Below are 17445 nucleotides of genomic sequence, written 5' to 3'. Positions count from 1 at the left end.
GCTCGGTGGTCGCCGCCGAGCTGGTCGCCCCGGACAGGAAGGCCGGCGCCATCGCCACCATGTTCACCGGGTTGACCGTCGCCAACATCGTCGGCGTCCCGCTGGGCACCTTCATCGGCCAGGCCGTCGGCTGGCGCACCACCTTCGGGGTCGTCGCCGCGCTCGGCGTGATCGGCCTGCTCGGCATCGCCAGGCTGGTACCCGCCATGCCGCGCACGGAGGGCGCCCACCTGCGCCGGGAGCTCACCGCGTTCCGCAACCCGCAGGTGCTGCTCGCGATGGCCATGACCGTGCTCGGCTTCGGCGGCGTCTTCGCCGCGATCACCTACATCGCCCCGATGATGACCCACGTGGCCGGCTACTCGGACGGCGCGGTCACCTGGCTGCTGGTGCTGTTCGGTACCGGCATGTTCCTCGGCAACCTGCTCGGCGGCCGCTACGCAGACCGCAGGCTGATGCCGCTGCTCTACGCCACCCTCGGCGGACTCGCCGTCGTCCTGGCACTGTTCACCCTGACGGCGCACAACAAGATCCTCGCCGCCGTCACCATCATGCTCGTCGGGGCGCTCGGCTTCGCCACCGTCCCGCCGCTGCAGAAGCGGGTGCTGGACCAGGCGCACGGCGCGCCCACCCTGGCCTCGGCCGTCAACATCGGCGCGTTCAACCTCGGCAACGCGCTCGCGGCCTGGCTCGGCGGCATGGTCATCTCCGCCGGCCTCGGCTACACCGCCCCGAACTGGGTCGGCGCGGCACTCGCCGCCGCGGCCCTGGTCCTCGCCCTCTGGTCCGCCGCCCTGGAGCGCCGCGGCCCCGCACAGGACGCTGTGGCCGGCGCCGCCGCTCCCGCCCCGGCCCCCGCTCCCGCCCTCCGCTGACCCCTCGCCCCACCTTCCTCGTCACCCCCTCCCCAGGAGAAGCACCACTGTGCGCACCACCGCAGTCACTCCGCTGACCACCGCCGACGCCGAGACCCTCGTCGCGGCCGCCCGCGACGCCGCCGGGACGGCCGGGATCCCGGTCAGCGTCACCGTCCTCGACGCCGGCGGTCACCTGCTCGCCTTCCGCCGGGACGACCGGGCCGTGCTGATCTCCGGCGAGACCAGCACCCGCAAGGCGTACACCGCCCTGCAGCTCAACTCCCCCACCGCCGACCTGGTCGACCTCGTCAAGCCCGACGGGCCCTTCCACTCCCTGCCCACCGCGCTCGACCGGCCGCTCCTGTTCATCGCCGGCGGCATCCCGGTCCACCGCGACGGCCACCTGATCGGCGCGATCGGCGTCGGCGGCGGCGCCCCGGAGCAGGACCACGGCTTCGCCACCACGGCCCTCGAAGAACTCGCCCGATGACCCGCACCGGCGCGAGGTCCTCGCCGACCAGCGGAGACGTCCGGTCGCAGGCACGAGCCGGCCGATCGCAGGCACGGCACGACCCGCCTCAAGGCGGCCAAGCTGGAGACGGCCGACGCGACGGTGTTCCTCCCGACCACCGCTGAAGCCACCGGGCCCGCACCTGAGCGCGCAGCGGCGCCGACGAGCAACCAGCTGGTCGGCCCCGACCACACGGAAGAACGCCCCGGCTCGCAGTCCTGGAGCCGGGGCGTCCCTGTGAGAAGCGCAGGCCAGCCGTCCTGCCGTCGATGGAACAACACTGCTCGCGGTCTGCTCGTTGAGCCAGCCACGAGCGGTGCTCAAACGCCAAGCTCAGCGTCCGCGATAGCTGTTGAGCGTCGTCCCTGCGCCGCTGGCGGACTTCAGGTACTCGTTCTCCGACACCGACTCCGCCAGCTCAACCAACAGTCCGCCGGCCATGGACCTCAGTTCCTTGTTCTTCCAGGCGAGAGCCCCGACAGCGGCGGCGGCCAGAATGCCGAGGCCGAGCTCAACCGCGACCCTGCCTCTGCCGGACTTGCCTTCGGTCGGCCCGACCCCTTCCACAGCCTCAGCGACCTCAGGGGTCTCGATGCCGTCCGCCTCGCGGATGCCGACGTGCCCCGTCCGGTGCAAGTGCTGTCGAAGCTCACCGAGATCGTTGCTCTCGTAGGAGCACGACCCGCATTGGTAGTCGGTCACCACTCAACCCTCTCGCTCCTACGGCGCAATCACAAGGTTGACGACGTGACAGGGTTGTCATGGGGTCTGCCACAACGCCGTTGCGCCGCAGGCCTCGGGGCTCGGGGCTCGGGCCTAGGAAGCCGTTGTCGTACCGAACTTGATTGGCGGGTTTCCGCAGTTCAGGCATGATGCCGGCATGGCGAGGCTTGCTCGGGCGGTTGGGTTGTCTCGTTGGTGGAGGTGCCGGGATGGCGTCGGTGGTGGGTCTCCTGGAGGAGCGGGAGCTGGCCGCGCGTGAGCGCGTGGAGGAGCTTCGGGAGGTGGCGGACCGGGTACTCGCTGAGCTCGCCGAAGCGGAGACGGCCTGGCACGAGTGGCTGATCGCCCGGCAGCGCGTTGGCGAGGTTCTGTCCGGGCCGCGGCCCGGACAGGCAGGTGAAGCTGGCCCGGGAGCCGGTGACTCTTCCGGGTCGGAGCCCGCGACGAACGCGCCCGCCGAGGTTCCCCTACCGAGGGCCGCGCGATCGGGCTCGATCGTCCCGGTGTGGCGTCCCGCGCTTTCCACGGACGCGCTCGCTCCCCACTACCAGCGCATCCTCGCCACGCTCACCGAACAAGCATCCGGCGGGAAGCCAGTGATGTCCTGTCAGGAGATCACTGCTGTACTCGGACTGGATCCGGTTCCGGCAAGTGTGGAAGGGGTTCGGTCGAAGATGAAGCGGCTGGCCGATCGGGGCTGGGCCAACGAGCCCGCCCCGGGACGGTTCACGCTCGCCGCCGGGCCAGCCGGCGGCTCATGAGTATCGTCATCGACCACAGCACCGTCTGCTCATGCACGGCGGGGCAGCGAATCGGTCTCGTCCTCGCGTGATCGCCAACGAAAGAGCAACCGATGCAACCGACTGTCCTATTCGACCTAGACGGCCTTTTGATCGACTCCGAGCCGATCTGGGACGCGGCAAAGCGTGAAGTGTTCGGTCCGCTTGGCCTGCACCTCACAACGGAGATGCAGGCGGCGACGCGCGGGCTGCGGCAAAGGGACATGGTGGCCTACTGGTTCGATCGGGCCACCATTCAAGCCGACCCCGACGACGTCGAGCAGCAGATCGTGGCCGCCGTGTGCCGTGGGCTGGAGGGAGTGGCGCTGAAACCCGGCGCCGAACACGCCGTCGCGGCGTGCGTGCGTGCATCGAGGGCAATGGCCGTCGTGTCATCTTCGCCGGAGTCGGTGATTCGGCATGCGCTCGCGAGCACCGGCCTTGACCGATCTTTCGATGCCGTGTTTTCGGCCGAAGACGACGAACACGGCAAACCCCACCCGGGCGCCTATCTCCGCGCAGCCGCCGCCCTCGGCGCGTCACCCGACGAATGCATTGTGATCGAGGACTCGCTCAACGGCGTCCTCGCTGGCGTGTCAGCCCAGATGACGGTCGTCGCCGTTCCCGAGGCCGCTGATCGCTGTGATCCTCGCTTTGCGATTGCCACTCGGGTACTGGAGTCCCTCAAGGATCTCGATACCTCTGTATTCGGCGCGCATGTGTCCGGGGGGAGCCGGGACGCCACGTGGGCCGCGCGTGCTGCGGATCCTCAACCGTTCCGCGAACCAGATCGTGCTGTATGACGCCCTCGATCGTGGGTTCGGGCCTTCACGGGTTAAGGCCCGAACCCACCTCGGGACGGTTCACGCTCGCCGCCGGGCCGGCCGGCGGCTCATGAGCATCGTCATCGACGACAGCACCATCTGCTCATGCACGGCGGGCAGCGTCTCGTAGTCGCGCACCAGGCGCCGCGAGCGCATCAGCCAGCTCAGCGTGCGTTCCACCACCCAGCGTCTGGGCAGTACCACGAACCCCGAGGCGTCGTCGCTGCGCTTGACGATCTCCAGAGCGAGCCCCAGTTGCTGCTTCGCCCAGCCGACCAGACGACCCGCGTAGCCGCTGTCGGCCCACACCAGGACGATCCTGCGATAGCAGGCCCGGACACGTTCCAGCAGCGGCATCGCGGCGTCCCGGTCCGTCACGTTCGCCGCGGTGACCATCACGGCCAGCAGCAGCCCCAGGCAGTCGACCACGATGCCACCCACACGAGAGCGTAAGACTGCAAGAACAGGGCCTCCTGGTGTGCTCCGGCTTCGACAACCATGAGCTGAACTGGAGGCCCTGCCTTCATGCGCGCACAAGCGAGAGATCACCCGACAGAGTCGCCACACTCGAACCGATGTCCACCATGATCGGTACGACAACAGCTTCTAACGCAACGGTGTCGCTGTTGACGCCAGGTCAGAAGGGCTGCCTCACCCACCCCTCCGAGATCCCGGAGGGGTGGCCCGTCAACGCGTTCGCGCCCCGTCTCCCCGGTGGTGTCGCCGGGGAGGCGGGGCGGGTTGTGCGGGGACCGTCTCGCACCGATTCTCCGGCCGATGCCGGATCGCGCATCCTCTCGACGGCCCCGACCTGCCTCCGTGCTCACGCAGGTCCGTGGCGGTTCCTTGGTGGCACTACGGCCACCACTCCGCTCTCGCGGAACCAGCCTGGGTCAGGCCCGGGACCAGCCCGGCTCAGGCCGGCTCAGGCCCGGTGGTACTGGACCGGGGAGGCGACCTCGCCGCCGAGTTCGCGGGCGGCCCGGCGCGCCCAGTAGGGGTCGCGCAGCAGCTCGCGGGCCAGCAGGGCGGCGTCGGCCTGCCCGGCGGCGAGGATGCCCTGCGCCTGGACGGGTTCGGTGATCATGCCGACCGCCGCCGTGGGCATGCCCGTCTCCCGGCGGACCCGTTCGGCGAAGGGCACCTGGTAGCCGGGGCCCGCCACGACCTTCGCGTCGGGCACGTTGCCGCCGGTGGAGACGTCCAGCAGGTCCACGCCGTGCGCCTGGAGCTCCTTCGCGAGCCGGACGGTGTCGTCGGCGGTCCAGCCCGCGCGGTCGTCCTCGGGGTTCTCCTCCAGCCAGTCGGTCGCGGAGACGCGGAACAGGACCGGAAGGTCGTCCGGCCATACGGCACGGACCGCGTCGACGACCTCCAGGGCGAAGCGGATGCGCCCCTCGAAGGAGCCGCCGTACTCGTCGGTGCGGTGGTTGCTGAACGGGGAGAGGAACTGGTGGACGAGGTAGCCGTGGGCGCCGTGGATCTCGACGACCTCGAAGCCGGCGGCGAGCGCGCGGCGGGCGGCGTCGGCGAACTGCCGGACGACCTCGCCGATCTGCTCCCGGGTGAGTTCCACCGGCGTCGTCGACTTCTCGCTGAAGGCGACGGCACTGGGGGCGACGGGGGTCCAGCCGTGGCCCTCGTCGGGGGCGATCGGCCGTCCGCGGTCCACCCAGGTGCGCTCGGTCGACGCCTTCCGCCCGGCGTGGGCCAGCTGGATGGCCGGGACGCTGCCCTGGGTCTTGAGGAAGGTGGTGATGCGCCGGAACGCGGCGGCCTGGGTGTCGTTCCAGATGCCGAGGTCGTAGGGGGAGATGCGCCCCTCGGGGCTGACGGCGGTGGCCTCGGTGATGATCAGCCCGGTCCCGCCGGCGGCGCGGGCCGCCAGGTGCGCGAAGTGCCAGTCCGTGGGCTCGCCGACCGCGTCCCCGTCCGGGGCCGCGCTGTACTGGCACATCGCCGCCATCCAGACGCGGTTGGGAATGCTGAGCGACCTGAGGGCGAGGGGGGTGAAGAGAGAGGTCATGGCAACTCCTGGAAACGTGACACGAGAGGGCCCTGTGCGTGCTGCGACGGCGGTCCACGACAACTGTGCACCATGTGCAATAGTTGCACGCACTCTCTATCTACGCCAGCCTGATAACCGCGAGCGGGAAAATAAAGCGGGCCCCCGACACCGGGGCCGCGCCGCGCGCCGCCCGTACGACGGGCGGGGCAGGAGCGGGCCACGGGCGGGGGCCTTTCGGCAGGGCCAGGGGCGGGGCCCTTCGACAGGGCCACGGGCGGCGTCCGGCCGGCGGGCGCAGGCCATCCGGCGCAGGCCTCCGGGAGGCGGATCGCCCCCCGGCTGCCGCTACGGCCGGACGGCGCCCATGTAGGGCATGACGCCGATCGGGAGGACCTCGATGTTCTTGCCGGTGCGGGGGGCGTGGATCATCTTGCCGTCGCCGATGTAGATGCCCACGTGGTGCAGGTCGTCGTAGAAGAAGACCAGGTCGCCGGGCTGGAGGTCGCCACGGGCGATGCGGGCGCCGGCGTTCCACTGGTCCTGGGACATCCGGGGGAGCTTGACGCCGGCCGCACGGTAGGCGGCGCCGGTGAGGCCGGAGCAGTCGAAGCTGTTGGGGCCGGTCATGCTCCAGCCGTAGGGCTTGCCGAGCTGTGCGCTGGCGAACTGGATGATGGTGGCGGCGCGGCCACCGGCGGCCGGCGGCGGCGGGGTGCTCATGTCGGGCCGTTCGGCGGAGCGGGAGGCGCGGTCGGCGGCGGCTGCCTGCTGCGCGGCGGCCTTGGCCTTGTCGGCGGACTCCTGGGCGTTGATCTTGGCGCGGTCGGCGGCGCTGAGCTTGTTGAGCAGGGCCTGGGCCTGGGCGAGCTTGGCCTGGACCTGGCTCTTCTGCGCCCCGAGCGAGGCACCGACGGCGTCGAGTTCGGCGAGGGTGGCGGCGGCCTCGGTGCGGTCCTGGTCGAGCTTGCGCTGTTCGTCCTGGGCCTGCTTGAGCAGGTTCGTCTGGGAGTCGGAGACCTGGTTCTGCACCGAGGCGCGCTCCAGGTAGGCGGCCGGGTCGGAGTCGAGCATGAGCTGGATGCCCGGGTCCATGCCGTTGCTGCGGTACTGGTCCGCGGCCACCACGCCGAGCCGGGTGCGCAGTTCGTTCATGGCCTCCTGGCCGCGGGCGACCTTCTCCTGGATCCGGCTGGCCTCGCCCTGGAGCTTCTGCTGCTTCGCCTGGAAGCCGTTGTAGCGCTCGGCGGACTGCTCGGCCTCCTGGTTGAGCTGGTCCACCTGTTCCTTGACGGAGGCGAGGGTGGGGGTGGGCTCGGCATGGGCCGTACCGGAGGCGAGGACCGCGCCGCCGGCCACGGCCGTGGTGAGGACCACCAGGCGGGCCCGGCTCGGGGGGCTGAGCTTGCGACGCTTTCCCATGGCGGTGGGCTCTCCTTCGGGAGGTACTGGAGGGACACTGGAAAAACGCTCGAGGGTGGTTCGCAGGTTCAGTTCGAGTCGCCGGGAATTGCGAAGGGCACGGCGACGGCGAGCCGGGACGTACGCGGGACGCCGTCCCCGCCCGCCTCCTTCGAGGTGGCTCGGAGGAGGCGGGAACGGGGGTTCGGCTTGGCTCAGGGGACGAGGGGCGGGGGTCCGGCCTTCCCCCTGTTCCGGGGCCGTTCCGGACGACCGGCGTGCTCCGTGACACCGCCGCTGACCTCGGGTGCCGCCGCCCGCGGCACTCCTCGCCGCCCGGAGTGCTGGGGCCTCGCCGAATCGAGGGCAAGGTCACACGCGTCTCCCCTCCTGCGTCCTCGCTAACGAGCGCTAACCTGCGGTCATGAAGGTCCCGCCCGAAGGGCTCCCCCTCGCTGCCGAGTTCCCGGCCGCGCACCGTGAGCAGTGGCAGCAGCTCGTCGAGGGCGTGCTGCGCAAGTCCGGTGCCCAGCCTGAGGACGGCGCCGCCGCCGAGCGAGCGCTCACCACCGGCCTCCAGGACGGGCTGCGCGCCCGCCCGCTGTACACCGCCGAGGACACCGCGGCCGAGCCCGGTTACCCCGGTTTCCCCCCGTTCGTCCGGGGCGGCCGGCCGCAGGGCTCCTCGGTCTCCGGCTGGGACGTCCGCCAGCGCCACGCCGACCCCGACCCGCGGCGCGCCAACGAGGCGGTCCTCGCCGACCTGGAGAACGGCGGCAGCTCGCTCTGGCTCGAACTGGGTGGCGACGGCCTGCCGGTCGCGGCCCTCCCTCAGGCGCTGACCGGCGTCTACCTGGACCTGGCCGGCGTGGTGCTCGACGCGGGCGCCGAATTCGCCGAGGCCGCCGAGCAGTTGTTCAAGCTGTACCAGGAGCGCGAGGTCTCCCCCGGCGCCGCCGCCGGCAACCTGGGCGCCGACCCGCTGGGCCTGGCGGCCCGCACCGGCGACGCCGGGCGCACCGACACGCTGCTCACCGACGCCACCGCGCTCGCCGCGCGCTGCGCCGACGGCTACCCGGGCCTGCGCGCGCTGACGGTCGACGCCCTGCCGTACCACGAGGCCGGCGCCTCGCCCGCGCAGGAGCTGGGCTGCTCGCTCGCCACCGGCGTCGCCTACCTGCGTGCGCTGACCGGGGCCGGGCTCTCCGTCGACGCCGCGCTGGGCCAGCTGGAGTTCCGTTACGCGGCCGACGCCGACCAGTTCCTGACGATCGCCAAGTTCCGTGCGGCACGCCGCCTCTGGGCCCGGGTGGCCGAGGTGTCGGGGGCCGCCCCGGAGGCGTCGGCGCAGCGTCAGCACGCCGTCACCTCGGCCGTGATGATGACCGCGCGCGACCCGTGGGTGAACATGCTGCGCACCACGGTGGCCTGCATGGCCGCCGGGGTCGGCGGCGCGGACGCGGTGAGCGTCCAGCCGTTCGACAGCGCACTGGGCCTGCCGGACGCGTTCGCCCGGCGGATCGCCCGCAACACCCAGTCCGTCCTGCTGGAGGAGTCGCACCTGGCCCGGGTGGTCGACCCGGCCGGCGGCTCCTGGTACGTGGAGCGGCTGACGGACGAGCTGGCGCACGCCGCCTGGGCGTGGTTCCAGGAGATCGAGCGGGCCGGCGGCCAGGCGGCCGCGCTGGCGTCGGGCCTGGTCGGCGAGCGGATCGCCGCGACCTGGGCCGAGCGTTCGGCCAGGCTGGCCAAGCGTCGCGAACCGGTCACCGGTGTCAGCGAGTTCCCGAACCTGGACGAGCAGCCGCTGGTCCGCGAGCCGGGCCCGGCCGGGCCGGGCGGCGGGCTGCCGCGGGTGCGCCGCGCCGAGGCGTACGAGGCGCTGCGGGACCGTTCGGACGCCGTCCTCGAAGCGACCGGCGCCCGGCCGCGGCTCTTCCTGGCCTCGATCGGGACCGCCGCCGCGCACACCGCGCGGACCACCTTCGCCGCCAACCTGTTCCAGGCCGGCGGCATCGCGACGACGGCCGTCGAGTCCACCGACCCGGTCGCGTTCGCCGAGGCGTTCGCCGCCTCCGGCGCGCGGGTGGCCTGCCTCTGCTCCAGTGACCAGCTGTACGGCGAGCACGCCGGGGCGGTGACCGCGGCGCTGAAGGCCGCGGGCGCCCGGCGGGTGCTGCTGGCCGGCCGGCCCGGCGAGCAGCGGGAGGCCTACGAAGCGGCCGGCGTGGACGAGTTCGTGTTCGCGGGCGGCGACGCCGTCGCGACCCTGACCGGGCTGCTGGACGAGATCACGGGCGCAAGCCTCGACGAAAGCGGAGTGGCGTGATGATCCCCGACTTCACCGGAATCGGGCTGGACGGGGACGCCGCGGCGGACGTCACCGACGGGCAGTGGCGCACCGCCTGGCGGCAGGCCACCGGCAAGGACGTCGACGAGCTGCTCTGGGACACTCCCGAGGGCATCGGCGTCAAGCCGCTGTACACCGCGGACGACCTGGCGGGCCTGGACTTCCTGGGCACCTACCCGGGCATCGCCCCGTACCTGCGCGGCCCGTACCCGACGATGTACGTCAACCAGCCGTGGACGGTCCGCCAGTACGCCGGCTTCTCCACCGCCGAGGAGTCCAACGCCTTCTACCGCCGCAACCTGGCGGCCGGCCAGAAGGGCCTCTCGGTCGCCTTCGACCTGCCGACCCACCGCGGCTACGACAGCGACCACCCGCGGGTCACCGGCGACGTCGGCATGGCGGGTGTCGCCATCGACTCGATCTACGACATGCGCCAGCTGTTCGACGGCATCCCGCTGGACAAGATGTCGGTGTCGATGACCATGAACGGCGCGGTGCTGCCCGTGCTGGCGCTGTACATCGTGGCGGCCGAGGAGCAGGGGGTGCCGCCGGAGAAGCTGGCGGGGACCATCCAGAACGACATCCTCAAGGAGTTCATGGTCCGCAACACCTACATCTACCCGCCGCAGCCGTCGATGCGGATCATCTCGGACATCTTCGCGTACACCTCGCAGAAGATGCCGCGGTACAACTCGATCTCCATCTCCGGCTACCACATCCAGGAGGCCGGGGCCACCGCCGACCTGGAGCTGGCCTACACCCTGGCCGACGGCGTGGAGTACCTGCGGGCGGGCCTGGACGTCGGGCTGGACGTGGACGCCTTCGCGCCGCGGCTGTCGTTCTTCTGGGCGATCGGGATGAACTTCTTCATGGAGGTCGCCAAGCTGCGCGCGGCCCGTCTGCTCTGGGCCAAGCTGGTCAAGCAGTTCGACCCGAAGAACACCAAGTCGCTGTCGCTGCGCACCCATTCGCAGACCTCCGGCTGGTCGCTCACCGCGCAGGACGTGTTCAACAACGTCACCCGCACCTGTGTGGAGGCGATGGCGGCGACCCAGGGCCACACCCAGTCGCTGCACACCAACGCGCTCGACGAGGCGCTCGCCCTGCCGACCGACTTCTCGGCCCGGATCGCCCGCAACACCCAGCTGCTGCTCCAGCAGGAGTCCGGGACCTGCCGGGTCATCGACCCGTGGGGCGGTTCCGCGTACGTCGAGAAGCTGACCCACGACCTGGCCCGCCGTGCCTGGCAGCACATCCAGGAGGTGGAGGCGGCGGGCGGCATGGCCAAGGCGATCGACGCGGGCATCCCCAAGCTGCGCGTGGAGGAGGCCGCGGCCCGGACCCAGGCGCGGATCGACTCCGGCCGCCAGCCGGTGATCGGGGTCAACAAGTACCGGGTGGACAGCGACGAGCAGATCGACGTGCTCAAGGTCGACAACTCCTCGGTGCGGGCCCGGCAGATCGAGAAGCTGCGCCGGCTGCGCGACGAGCGCGACGAGGCCGCGACCCAGGACGCGCTGAACGCGCTGACCCGGGCCGCCGAGGCCGGCCCGCAGCGCGGCGGTTCGCTGGACGGCAACCTGCTGCACCTGGCCGTGAACGCGGCCCGGGCGAAGGCCACCGTCGGCGAGATCTCGGACGCCCTGGAGAAGGTGTACGGCCGGCACTCGGGCCAGATCCGTACGATCTCGGGTGTGTACCGAGACGAAGCCGGGGCGTCGGCGCCCCTCCAGCGCACCCGGGACCTGGTCGAGCGGTTCGAGCAGGCCGAGGGCCGGCGGCCGCGCATCCTGGTCGCCAAGATGGGCCAGGACGGCCACGACCGCGGGCAGAAGGTGATCGCGACCGCCTTCGCCGACCTCGGTTTCACGGTGGACGTGGGCCCGCTGTTCCAGACCCCGGCCGAGGTGGCCCGCCAGGCCGTCGAGGCGGACGTGCACATCGTCGGCGTCTCCTCGCTGGCCGCCGGTCACCTCACCCTGGTGCCGGCGCTCCGCACCGAGCTGGCCGCGGCCGGCCGGGAGGACATCACCATCGTGGTCGGCGGGGTCATCCCGCCCGGCGACTTCGACGCGCTGTACGAGGCGGGTGCCGCAGCGGTCTTCCCGCCCGGCACGGTGATCCCGGACGCCGCGTACGACCTGCTGAAGTCGCTGGCGGCCGATCTCGGCCACGAGCTGTGAGCCGGAGCCTCTAGCCGATGCCACCGCGGACGATCGACCTCGACAGCTACGTGACGGGTGTCCTGGAGGGCTCGCGCGCCTGGATCGCGCGGGCCGTCACCCTCGTCGAGTCCACCCGGCCCGACCACCGCGCCCTGGCGCAGCAGCTGCTCCAGCGGCTGCTGCCGCACGCGGGCGGGGCGGTCCGGGTCGGCATCACCGGCGTGCCCGGTGTCGGCAAGTCGACCTTCATCGACTCCTTCGGCACCATGCTGACGGGGCTGGGCCACCGGGTCGCGGTGCTCGCCGTCGACCCGACGTCCAGCCGCACCGGCGGCTCCATCCTGGGTGACAAGACCCGGATGGAGCGCCTGGCGGTCGACCCGGACGCCTTCGTCCGTCCCTCGCCGACGTCCGGAACCCTCGGCGGGGTCGCCAAGGCCACCCGCGAGTCGATGGTGGTGATGGAGGCGGCCGGTTACGACGTGGTGCTGATCGAGACGGTCGGCGTCGGGCAGTCGGAGACCACGGTGGCCGGCATGGTCGACTCCTTCCTGCTGCTCTCGCTGGCCCGCACCGGGGACCAGCTCCAGGGCATCAAGAAGGGCGTGCTGGAGCTGGCGGACGTCATCGCGGTGAACAAGGCGGACGGCCCGCACGAGACCGACGCGAAGGCCGCGGCGCGTGAACTCGCGGGCGCGCTGCGGCTGTTGCAGGCCCCGGACGCACCGTGGACGCCGCCGGTGCTGACCTGCAGCGGCCGGGACGGCGCCGGGCTGGACGTGCTCTGGGAGCGCCTCCAGCAGCACCGCAAGGTCCTCGACGCCACCGGCGCGCTGGCGGCCAAGCGGCGGGAGCAGCAGGTGGAGTGGACGTGGGCGATGGTCCACGACCAGCTGTTCGCCAGGCTGCACGAACACCCGCGGGTGCAGCGGCTCGCCCCGGAGCTGGAGGCCCGGGTCCGGGCGGGCACCCTCCCGGCGGGCCTGGCCGCGCAGCAGATCCTCGACGGCTTCTTCGGCGCCCCGTAGCTCCGTGGAGCCCGAGCGCCCCGTCCTCCTCTCCCGGGAGGACGGGGCGCTTCGTCGTTCGCGGGAGCGGCCCCGGACCGGTCGGTCCGGGGCCGTCCTGCTGCCGTCCCCCGCCTCAGGCGGACTTGGCGGCGGTGAAGCGCTCCGTCACGTCCTGCCAGTTGACGACGTCCCAGAGCTTCGTGACGTAGTCGGGGCGGACGTTGCGGTACTGGAGGTAGTAGGCGTGCTCCCAGGCGTCGAAGGCGAGCAGCGGGGTGGTGCCCTGGCCGACGTTGCCGTGGTGGTCGTAGACCTGCTCGACGATCAGGCGCTTGCCGAGCGGCTCCCAGGAGAGGATGCCCCAGCCGGAGCCCTGGACGCCGGTGGTGGCGGTGGTGAGCTGCTTCTTGAAGGCCTCGAAGCTGCCGAAGTGCTCGGTGATGGCGTCGGCCAGCTCGCCCTCGGGGCGGTCGCCGCCCTCCGGGGAGAGGTTCTGCCAGAACAGCGAGTGCAGCACGTGGCCGGACAGGTGGAAGGCGAAGGTCTTCTGAAGGCCGACCAGACCACCGAACTGCTCCTTGTCGCGCGCCTCGGCGAGCTGCTCCAGGGTGTCGTTCGCGCCCTTGACGTAGGCGGCGTGGTGCTTGGAGTGGTGCAGCTCCAGGATCTCGGCCGACATCGCCCGCTCCAGCGCGGAGTAGTCGTACGGCAGGTCGGGAAGCGAGTAGGTGCCCATCAGGACACAGCCCCTTTCGGCGGGTTGAACGGTGGTGGTCGTGCCGGGTCCACACTATTGCGTATGAGTTGCAACAGCTAAGCATGGGCTCCTGCTTATTCCTCACGCCCCGTCGGGCACAATGGTCGCCACGGGATGTAATGACCGACAAGGGGGTGAGTGACTGTGACCGGATCGCCGGTGGTGCTGGGGATCGAATCCTCCTGCGACGAGACCGGCGCAGGGCTGGTCCGCGACGGCGTGCTGCTCGGCCAAGCGGTGGCGTCCAGCATGGACGAGCACGCCCGCTACGGCGGGGTGGTGCCCGAGATCGCCGCCCGCGCGCACGTCCACGCGATGGCACCGGTGGTCCGCGAGGCCCTCGACCGGGCCGGGCTCAGCCTCGCCGACGTCGGCGCCGTCGCGGTGACGGCCGGCCCGGGGCTGTCCGGGGCCCTCCAGGTGGGGGTGGCCGCCGCCAAGGGCTACGCCTTCTCGCTCGGCGTCCCGCTCTACGGGGTGCACCACCTGGCCGGGCACGTGGCCGCCGCGACGCTGGACGGCGGGCCGCTGCCGAACCCCTCCGTGGTGCTGATCGTCTCCGGCGGGCACACCTCGCTGCTGCTGGTCCGCGACCTGGCCCGCGACCCGATCCTCCACCTCGGCGACACGCTGGACGACGCGGCCGGCGAGTGCTTCGACAAGGTCGCCCGGATCCTGCGCCTGCCCTACCCCGGCGGGCCCGCGATCGACCGCGCCGCCCGTGACGGCGACCCGCACGCCGTCCGGCTCCCGCGCCCGCTCACCGGGCCGCGTGACGACCCGTACGCATTCTCCTTCTCCGGCCTCAAGACCGCCGCCGCCCGCTGGGTCGAGGCGCACCGCACGGCCGGGACGGAGCCGCACGTCCCCGACGCGGCCGCCTCGTTGCAGGAGGCCGTGGCCGACGTGCTCACCCGCAAGGCCGTCCGGGCCTGCACCGACCACGGCATCGGCACCCTCGTGGTGGTCGGCGGCGTGGCGGCCAACTCCCGCGTCCGGGCGCTCGCCGAGCAGCGCTGCGCCGCCGCCGGGATCACCCTGCGGGTGCCGGCGCCGCGGCTCTGCACCGACAACGGCGCGATGGTCGCCGCCGTCGGAGACCTGCTGGTCCGCGCCGGGGCCGGGCCCGCACCGGCGGAGCTCTCGACCGATCCCTCCGCGCCGCTGGAGTACGCCGCACTGACCCCGCTCGCCCGCGCGCGGGCGATGGCGGCGTAGCCGACCCCGGGACGCCAGGCACGCTCCGGATGCCCCGGATGCCCCGGATCCCCCGGATGCCCGGGGACGCCCCGGTCGCTCCGGACCTCCCGGGGCGAATCAGGCGTTCCGGGAGCTTACGGAGCTTCGGGAAACGGGGCCGGATTCGGCCCAACCCGGCCGACGGGCCCCGAAAGCCCCCACATCACCGGCCCCTGACAACGTTTCGGTTTCACTGCACACCAATCCGTTCCCAGGTCTTCCACCGCCGTACGCAATGTGCCATTTTACATGTCACACATCGAGTGGCCGCGCCCCAAACCGCGGCCCCGAACGGCCCCGGAGGCCCCCACAGATGCGTCCCTCCCGGATTTCCCAGGCCAACGCGCGCAGACTCCCTGCGCTCGGCGCCGCCTTCTTCATCTCGCTCGGCCTGTTCGCCCCGGCGAGCCAGGCGGCCCCCGTCGGCTCCGCGGCTCCGGCCGGCACCAGCGCCACCCCCTCGACCCCGCGGTCGATACCGGTTCCGAAGTCGCCGGACGCGAAGACCAACAACCCCTTCAGGATCTCCGGACAGGACACCGGCGAGGCGACGAAGGCGCCGGCCGCGCCGGCCACCGCGCCCGCCAAGGCGGCCAAGCAGTTCTCCGCCGCCGCCGGGGAGGCCTGTCCGGACATCTCCGGGGGGATCAGCGCCACGGGCAGCGCGCTGATCCAGCAGCTCAAGGCGCTGCCGAACGTCCCCTGCGTGTACCCGCTGTTCAACCTCACCGGCGACGCCGCGGCAAAGACCTTCAGCGAGTCCCAGATGGTGACCGTCGCCAACGCGCTGCGCGACGCCTCCGCCACCTACCCGGGCGACAACAGCACCTCCGTCGGCCAGCTGGTGATGTTCCTGCGCGCCGGCTACTACGTCCACGAGACGTACCCGAACACCGTCGGCACCTACGGCACCGCGCTGGACACCGCCATCCACGGCGCGCTGGACGCCTTCTTCGCCAACCCGCACAGCAAGGACGTCACCGGCGCCAACGGCGACACCCTCAACGAGGTCGTCACCGTGATCGGCCAGGCGCGTTCGCTCGGCCGGTACGCCGGCGTCGTCAAGTGGCTGCTGGCCAACTACGGCGGCAGCTGGTCCGCCTCGATGACCCAGTCCGTCGAGCACCTGGAGTGGATCCTCAAGGAGGCCTTCGACGAGAAGGGCGGCGACCCGCAGGGCTTCAAGGCCGCGCTCAAGGCCGACCCCGGCATCCTCAACACCTGGTCCGACTTCATCACCCGCAACGGCCCGCTGCTGAACCGCTGGGACGTCGTCAGCAACATCGGCCGCTACCTCGGCTACGCGCTCCAGGTCCCCGAGCTCAAGGCCCCGCTCCGGCCGCTGATGAAGGACCTGATCAACCGCTACCCGAACGTCGGACCGACCGCCCCGATCACCATGAACCTGGGCTGGGCGACCCGTCAGTTCGACAAGGGCAACTGCTCGTCCTACGGCATCTGCGACCTGGGCACCCGCCTGATCCCGGTGATCCTGCCGACCCAGAAGGTCTGCAACGACGGCCTGAAGATCCGCGCCCAGGACATGTCCCCGGAGCAGCTGGCCACCACGTGCACCAGCCTGATCAACGAGGACGCCTACTTCCACAAGATCATCGGTGACAAGGGCGCCATCCCCGGCGACGTGAACACCAACCTGGAGGTCGTCGCCTTCGACGACTACGACCAGTACGCGCTGTACGCCTGGGCCTTCTACGACATCGACGTGGACAACGGCGGCATGTACGAGGAGGGCGACCCGAGCAAGCCGGGCAACCAGGCCCGCTTCATCGCCCACGAGGCGTCCTGGCTGCGGCCGTCGTTCTCGATCTGGAACCTGAACCACGAGTACACCCACTACCTCGACGGCCGCTACAACATGTACGGCGACTTCGAGGCCGGCATCACCACCCCGACCATCTGGTGGGTCGAGGGCATCGCGGAGAACATCTCGTACGGCTACCGCAACGTGCGCAACGACGACGCGATCGCCGAGGCCGCCAAGAAGACCTACAAGCTCAGCGAGCTGTTCGACACCGTCTACGACCAGACCGGCGACGCCACCGTCAACTCCAACCGCGTCTACCGCTGGGGCTGGCTGGCCGTGCGCTACATGCTCCAGGAGCACCGCGCGGACATGGACGCCGTCCTCGCCAAGTACCGCACCGGCGACTGGAACGGTGCCCGCACCATCCTGAAGCAGACCATCGGCACCCGCTACGACGCCGGCTTCGACGCCTGGCTGACCGCCTGCGCAAGCAACGACTGCGGCCCGCTGCCGGAGGCCCCGACCGGCCCGGTCACCCCGAACGTCCCGGTCTGCACCATCGCCGACCCGCGCCAGTTCGACAAGGACTGCCGCCGGGACAACCTGTCCGCCACCACCGGCAACTACGACTACCACTTCATGTACCTGCCGGCCGGCGTCAAGCAGCTGACCATCACCAGCAGCGGCGGCACCGGCAACGCGGACCTGTACTACGGCGGCAGCAACTGGGCCACCACCGGCAACTTCCTGGCCAAGTCCACCAACGCGGGCAACGGCGAGACCCTGACCATCGCCAACCCGCCGTCCGGCTGGGTGTACTTCAGCCTCGCCGCCAACCAGTCCTTCAGCGGCGTCAGCGTCACCACGCAGTACCAGTAAGCCGGTGGTCACGCCGTAACCGGACTTGCCGATACCAAGAACGCAGTACCAAGAGCGCAGTACCGGGAGACCGGTCCTGAACGCCGCGCCCGCCCGGACCCCGTCCCGGCCGGCCATGCCGGATGAGGGGGCCAAGCGGATGTGGCAGAAACACCAATCCCAGGCCACGAAACAGGTGTC

At 71.5% G+C, this 17445-nt stretch carries 14 protein-coding genes; 9 read left to right on the top strand and 5 right to left on the bottom strand.

The window, feature by feature from the left end; all coding sequences use genetic code 11:
* Together ACFC1F_RS37420 and ACFC1F_RS37415 are read left to right on the top strand one after the other, a co-directional pair.
* The coding region (locus tag ACFC1F_RS37420; RefSeq protein WP_376165330.1) for an MFS transporter at positions 1-875 on the top strand (875 nt) is incomplete at its 5' end.
* Positions 876-924: 49 nt separating this feature from the next.
* A complete protein-coding gene (locus ACFC1F_RS37415; protein ID WP_376165328.1) occupies positions 925-1347 on the top strand; it encodes a heme-binding protein in 423 nt (140 codons plus the stop codon).
* 354 nt (positions 1348-1701) lie between these two features.
* Here ACFC1F_RS37415 and ACFC1F_RS37410 read toward each other — a convergent pair whose 3' ends face one another.
* Complete coding sequence (locus ACFC1F_RS37410) at positions 1702-2070, bottom strand: hypothetical protein (protein ID WP_376165326.1); 369 nt, start codon at positions 2068-2070, stop codon at positions 1702-1704.
* Positions 2071-2300: 230 nt separating this feature from the next.
* Between ACFC1F_RS37410 and ACFC1F_RS37405 the strand changes: the two genes are divergently transcribed.
* Together ACFC1F_RS37405 and ACFC1F_RS37400 are read left to right on the top strand one after the other, a co-directional pair.
* Positions 2301-2852: a hypothetical protein gene (locus ACFC1F_RS37405; RefSeq protein WP_376165324.1), complete on the top strand. Its 552-nt coding sequence runs from the start codon at positions 2301-2303 to the stop codon at positions 2850-2852.
* Between the two features lie 92 nt (positions 2853-2944).
* Positions 2945-3673: an HAD family hydrolase gene (locus ACFC1F_RS37400; RefSeq protein WP_376165322.1), complete on the top strand. Its 729-nt coding sequence runs from the start codon at positions 2945-2947 to the stop codon at positions 3671-3673.
* 60 nt (positions 3674-3733) lie between these two features.
* Here the strand turns inward: ACFC1F_RS37400 and ACFC1F_RS37395 are convergent, their stop codons facing one another.
* From ACFC1F_RS37395 to ACFC1F_RS37385, 3 genes are all read right to left on the bottom strand, one after another.
* On the bottom strand, positions 3734-4135 hold the full coding sequence (locus ACFC1F_RS37395) for a transposase (RefSeq protein WP_376165320.1): 402 nt from the start codon (positions 4133-4135) through the stop codon (positions 3734-3736).
* A 484-nt stretch (positions 4136-4619) separates the two neighbouring features.
* Positions 4620-5720, bottom strand: coding sequence for an NADH:flavin oxidoreductase/NADH oxidase (locus ACFC1F_RS37390; protein ID WP_209410445.1), 1101 nt, complete (start codon positions 5718-5720; stop codon positions 4620-4622).
* Between the two features lie 327 nt (positions 5721-6047).
* Positions 6048-7121, bottom strand: a complete 1074-nt coding sequence (locus tag ACFC1F_RS37385) for a C40 family peptidase (protein WP_209410444.1) — start codon at positions 7119-7121, stop codon at positions 6048-6050.
* Positions 7122-7524: 403 nt separating this feature from the next.
* Here ACFC1F_RS37385 and ACFC1F_RS37380 point away from each other — a divergent pair, with 403 nt between their 5' ends.
* From ACFC1F_RS37380 to meaB, 3 genes are read left to right on the top strand one after another with little or no spacing between them, the layout of a single operon-like run.
* The gene (locus ACFC1F_RS37380; protein WP_376165317.1) at positions 7525-9429 is read left to right on the top strand and encodes a methylmalonyl-CoA mutase family protein; all 1905 of its coding nucleotides are present in this window, start codon (positions 7525-7527) and stop codon (positions 9427-9429) included.
* Complete coding sequence (scpA, locus tag ACFC1F_RS37375; RefSeq protein ID WP_245204225.1) at positions 9429-11633, top strand: methylmalonyl-CoA mutase; 2205 nt, start codon at positions 9429-9431, stop codon at positions 11631-11633. Before ACFC1F_RS37380 ends, scpA begins: the two co-directional genes overlap by 1 nt.
* A 17-nt stretch (positions 11634-11650) precedes the next feature.
* Entirely contained in the window at positions 11651-12643 is a 993-nt protein-coding gene (meaB, locus tag ACFC1F_RS37370) for a methylmalonyl Co-A mutase-associated GTPase MeaB (protein ID WP_376165314.1), read from the top strand.
* A 115-nt stretch (positions 12644-12758) separates the two neighbouring features.
* Here the strand turns inward: meaB and ACFC1F_RS37365 are convergent, their stop codons facing one another.
* Positions 12759-13361 carry a superoxide dismutase gene (locus tag ACFC1F_RS37365; RefSeq protein WP_209410440.1) on the bottom strand — a complete coding sequence of 201 codons (603 nt, stop codon included), beginning with the start codon at positions 13359-13361 and terminating at the stop codon, positions 12759-12761.
* Positions 13362-13526: 165 nt separating this feature from the next.
* Between ACFC1F_RS37365 and tsaD the strand changes: the two genes are divergently transcribed.
* Complete coding sequence (gene tsaD / locus ACFC1F_RS37360; protein WP_376165312.1) at positions 13527-14600, top strand: tRNA (adenosine(37)-N6)-threonylcarbamoyltransferase complex transferase subunit TsaD; 1074 nt, start codon at positions 13527-13529, stop codon at positions 14598-14600.
* Between the two features lie 334 nt (positions 14601-14934).
* Positions 14935-17265: a collagenase gene (locus ACFC1F_RS37355; RefSeq protein ID WP_376165310.1), complete on the top strand. Its 2331-nt coding sequence runs from the start codon at positions 14935-14937 to the stop codon at positions 17263-17265.
* The last annotated feature ends 180 nt before the right edge of the window (positions 17266-17445 follow it).

The sequence above is a fragment of the Kitasatospora sp. NPDC056181 genome (assembly GCF_042266225.1).
In the GTDB taxonomy this organism is placed as follows: domain Bacteria; phylum Actinomycetota; class Actinomycetes; order Streptomycetales; family Streptomycetaceae; genus Kitasatospora.
The sequence above is the reverse complement of the archived record's forward strand: the minus strand, read 5'-3'. Positions and strand labels throughout refer to the sequence as shown.

Coding starts and splice junctions, on each gene's coding strand:
- ACFC1F_RS37405 (WP_376165324.1), top strand. CDS start 2,301: ATGGCGTCGGTGGTGGGTCTCCTGGAGGAGCGGGAGCTGGCCGCGCGT.
- ACFC1F_RS37400 (WP_376165322.1), top strand. CDS start 2,945: ATGCAACCGACTGTCCTATTCGACCTAGACGGCCTTTTGATCGACTCC.
- ACFC1F_RS37390 (WP_209410445.1), bottom strand. CDS start 5,720: ATGACCTCTCTCTTCACCCCCCTCGCCCTCAGGTCGCTCAGCATTCCC.
- ACFC1F_RS37385 (WP_209410444.1), bottom strand. CDS start 7,121: ATGGGAAAGCGTCGCAAGCTCAGCCCCCCGAGCCGGGCCCGCCTGGTG.
- ACFC1F_RS37380 (WP_376165317.1), top strand. CDS start 7,525: ATGAAGGTCCCGCCCGAAGGGCTCCCCCTCGCTGCCGAGTTCCCGGCC.
- scpA (WP_245204225.1), top strand. CDS start 9,429: ATGATCCCCGACTTCACCGGAATCGGGCTGGACGGGGACGCCGCGGCG.
- meaB (WP_376165314.1), top strand. CDS start 11,651: ATGCCACCGCGGACGATCGACCTCGACAGCTACGTGACGGGTGTCCTG.
- ACFC1F_RS37365 (WP_209410440.1), bottom strand. CDS start 13,361: ATGGGCACCTACTCGCTTCCCGACCTGCCGTACGACTACTCCGCGCTG.
- ACFC1F_RS37355 (WP_376165310.1), top strand. CDS start 14,935: ATGCGTCCCTCCCGGATTTCCCAGGCCAACGCGCGCAGACTCCCTGCG.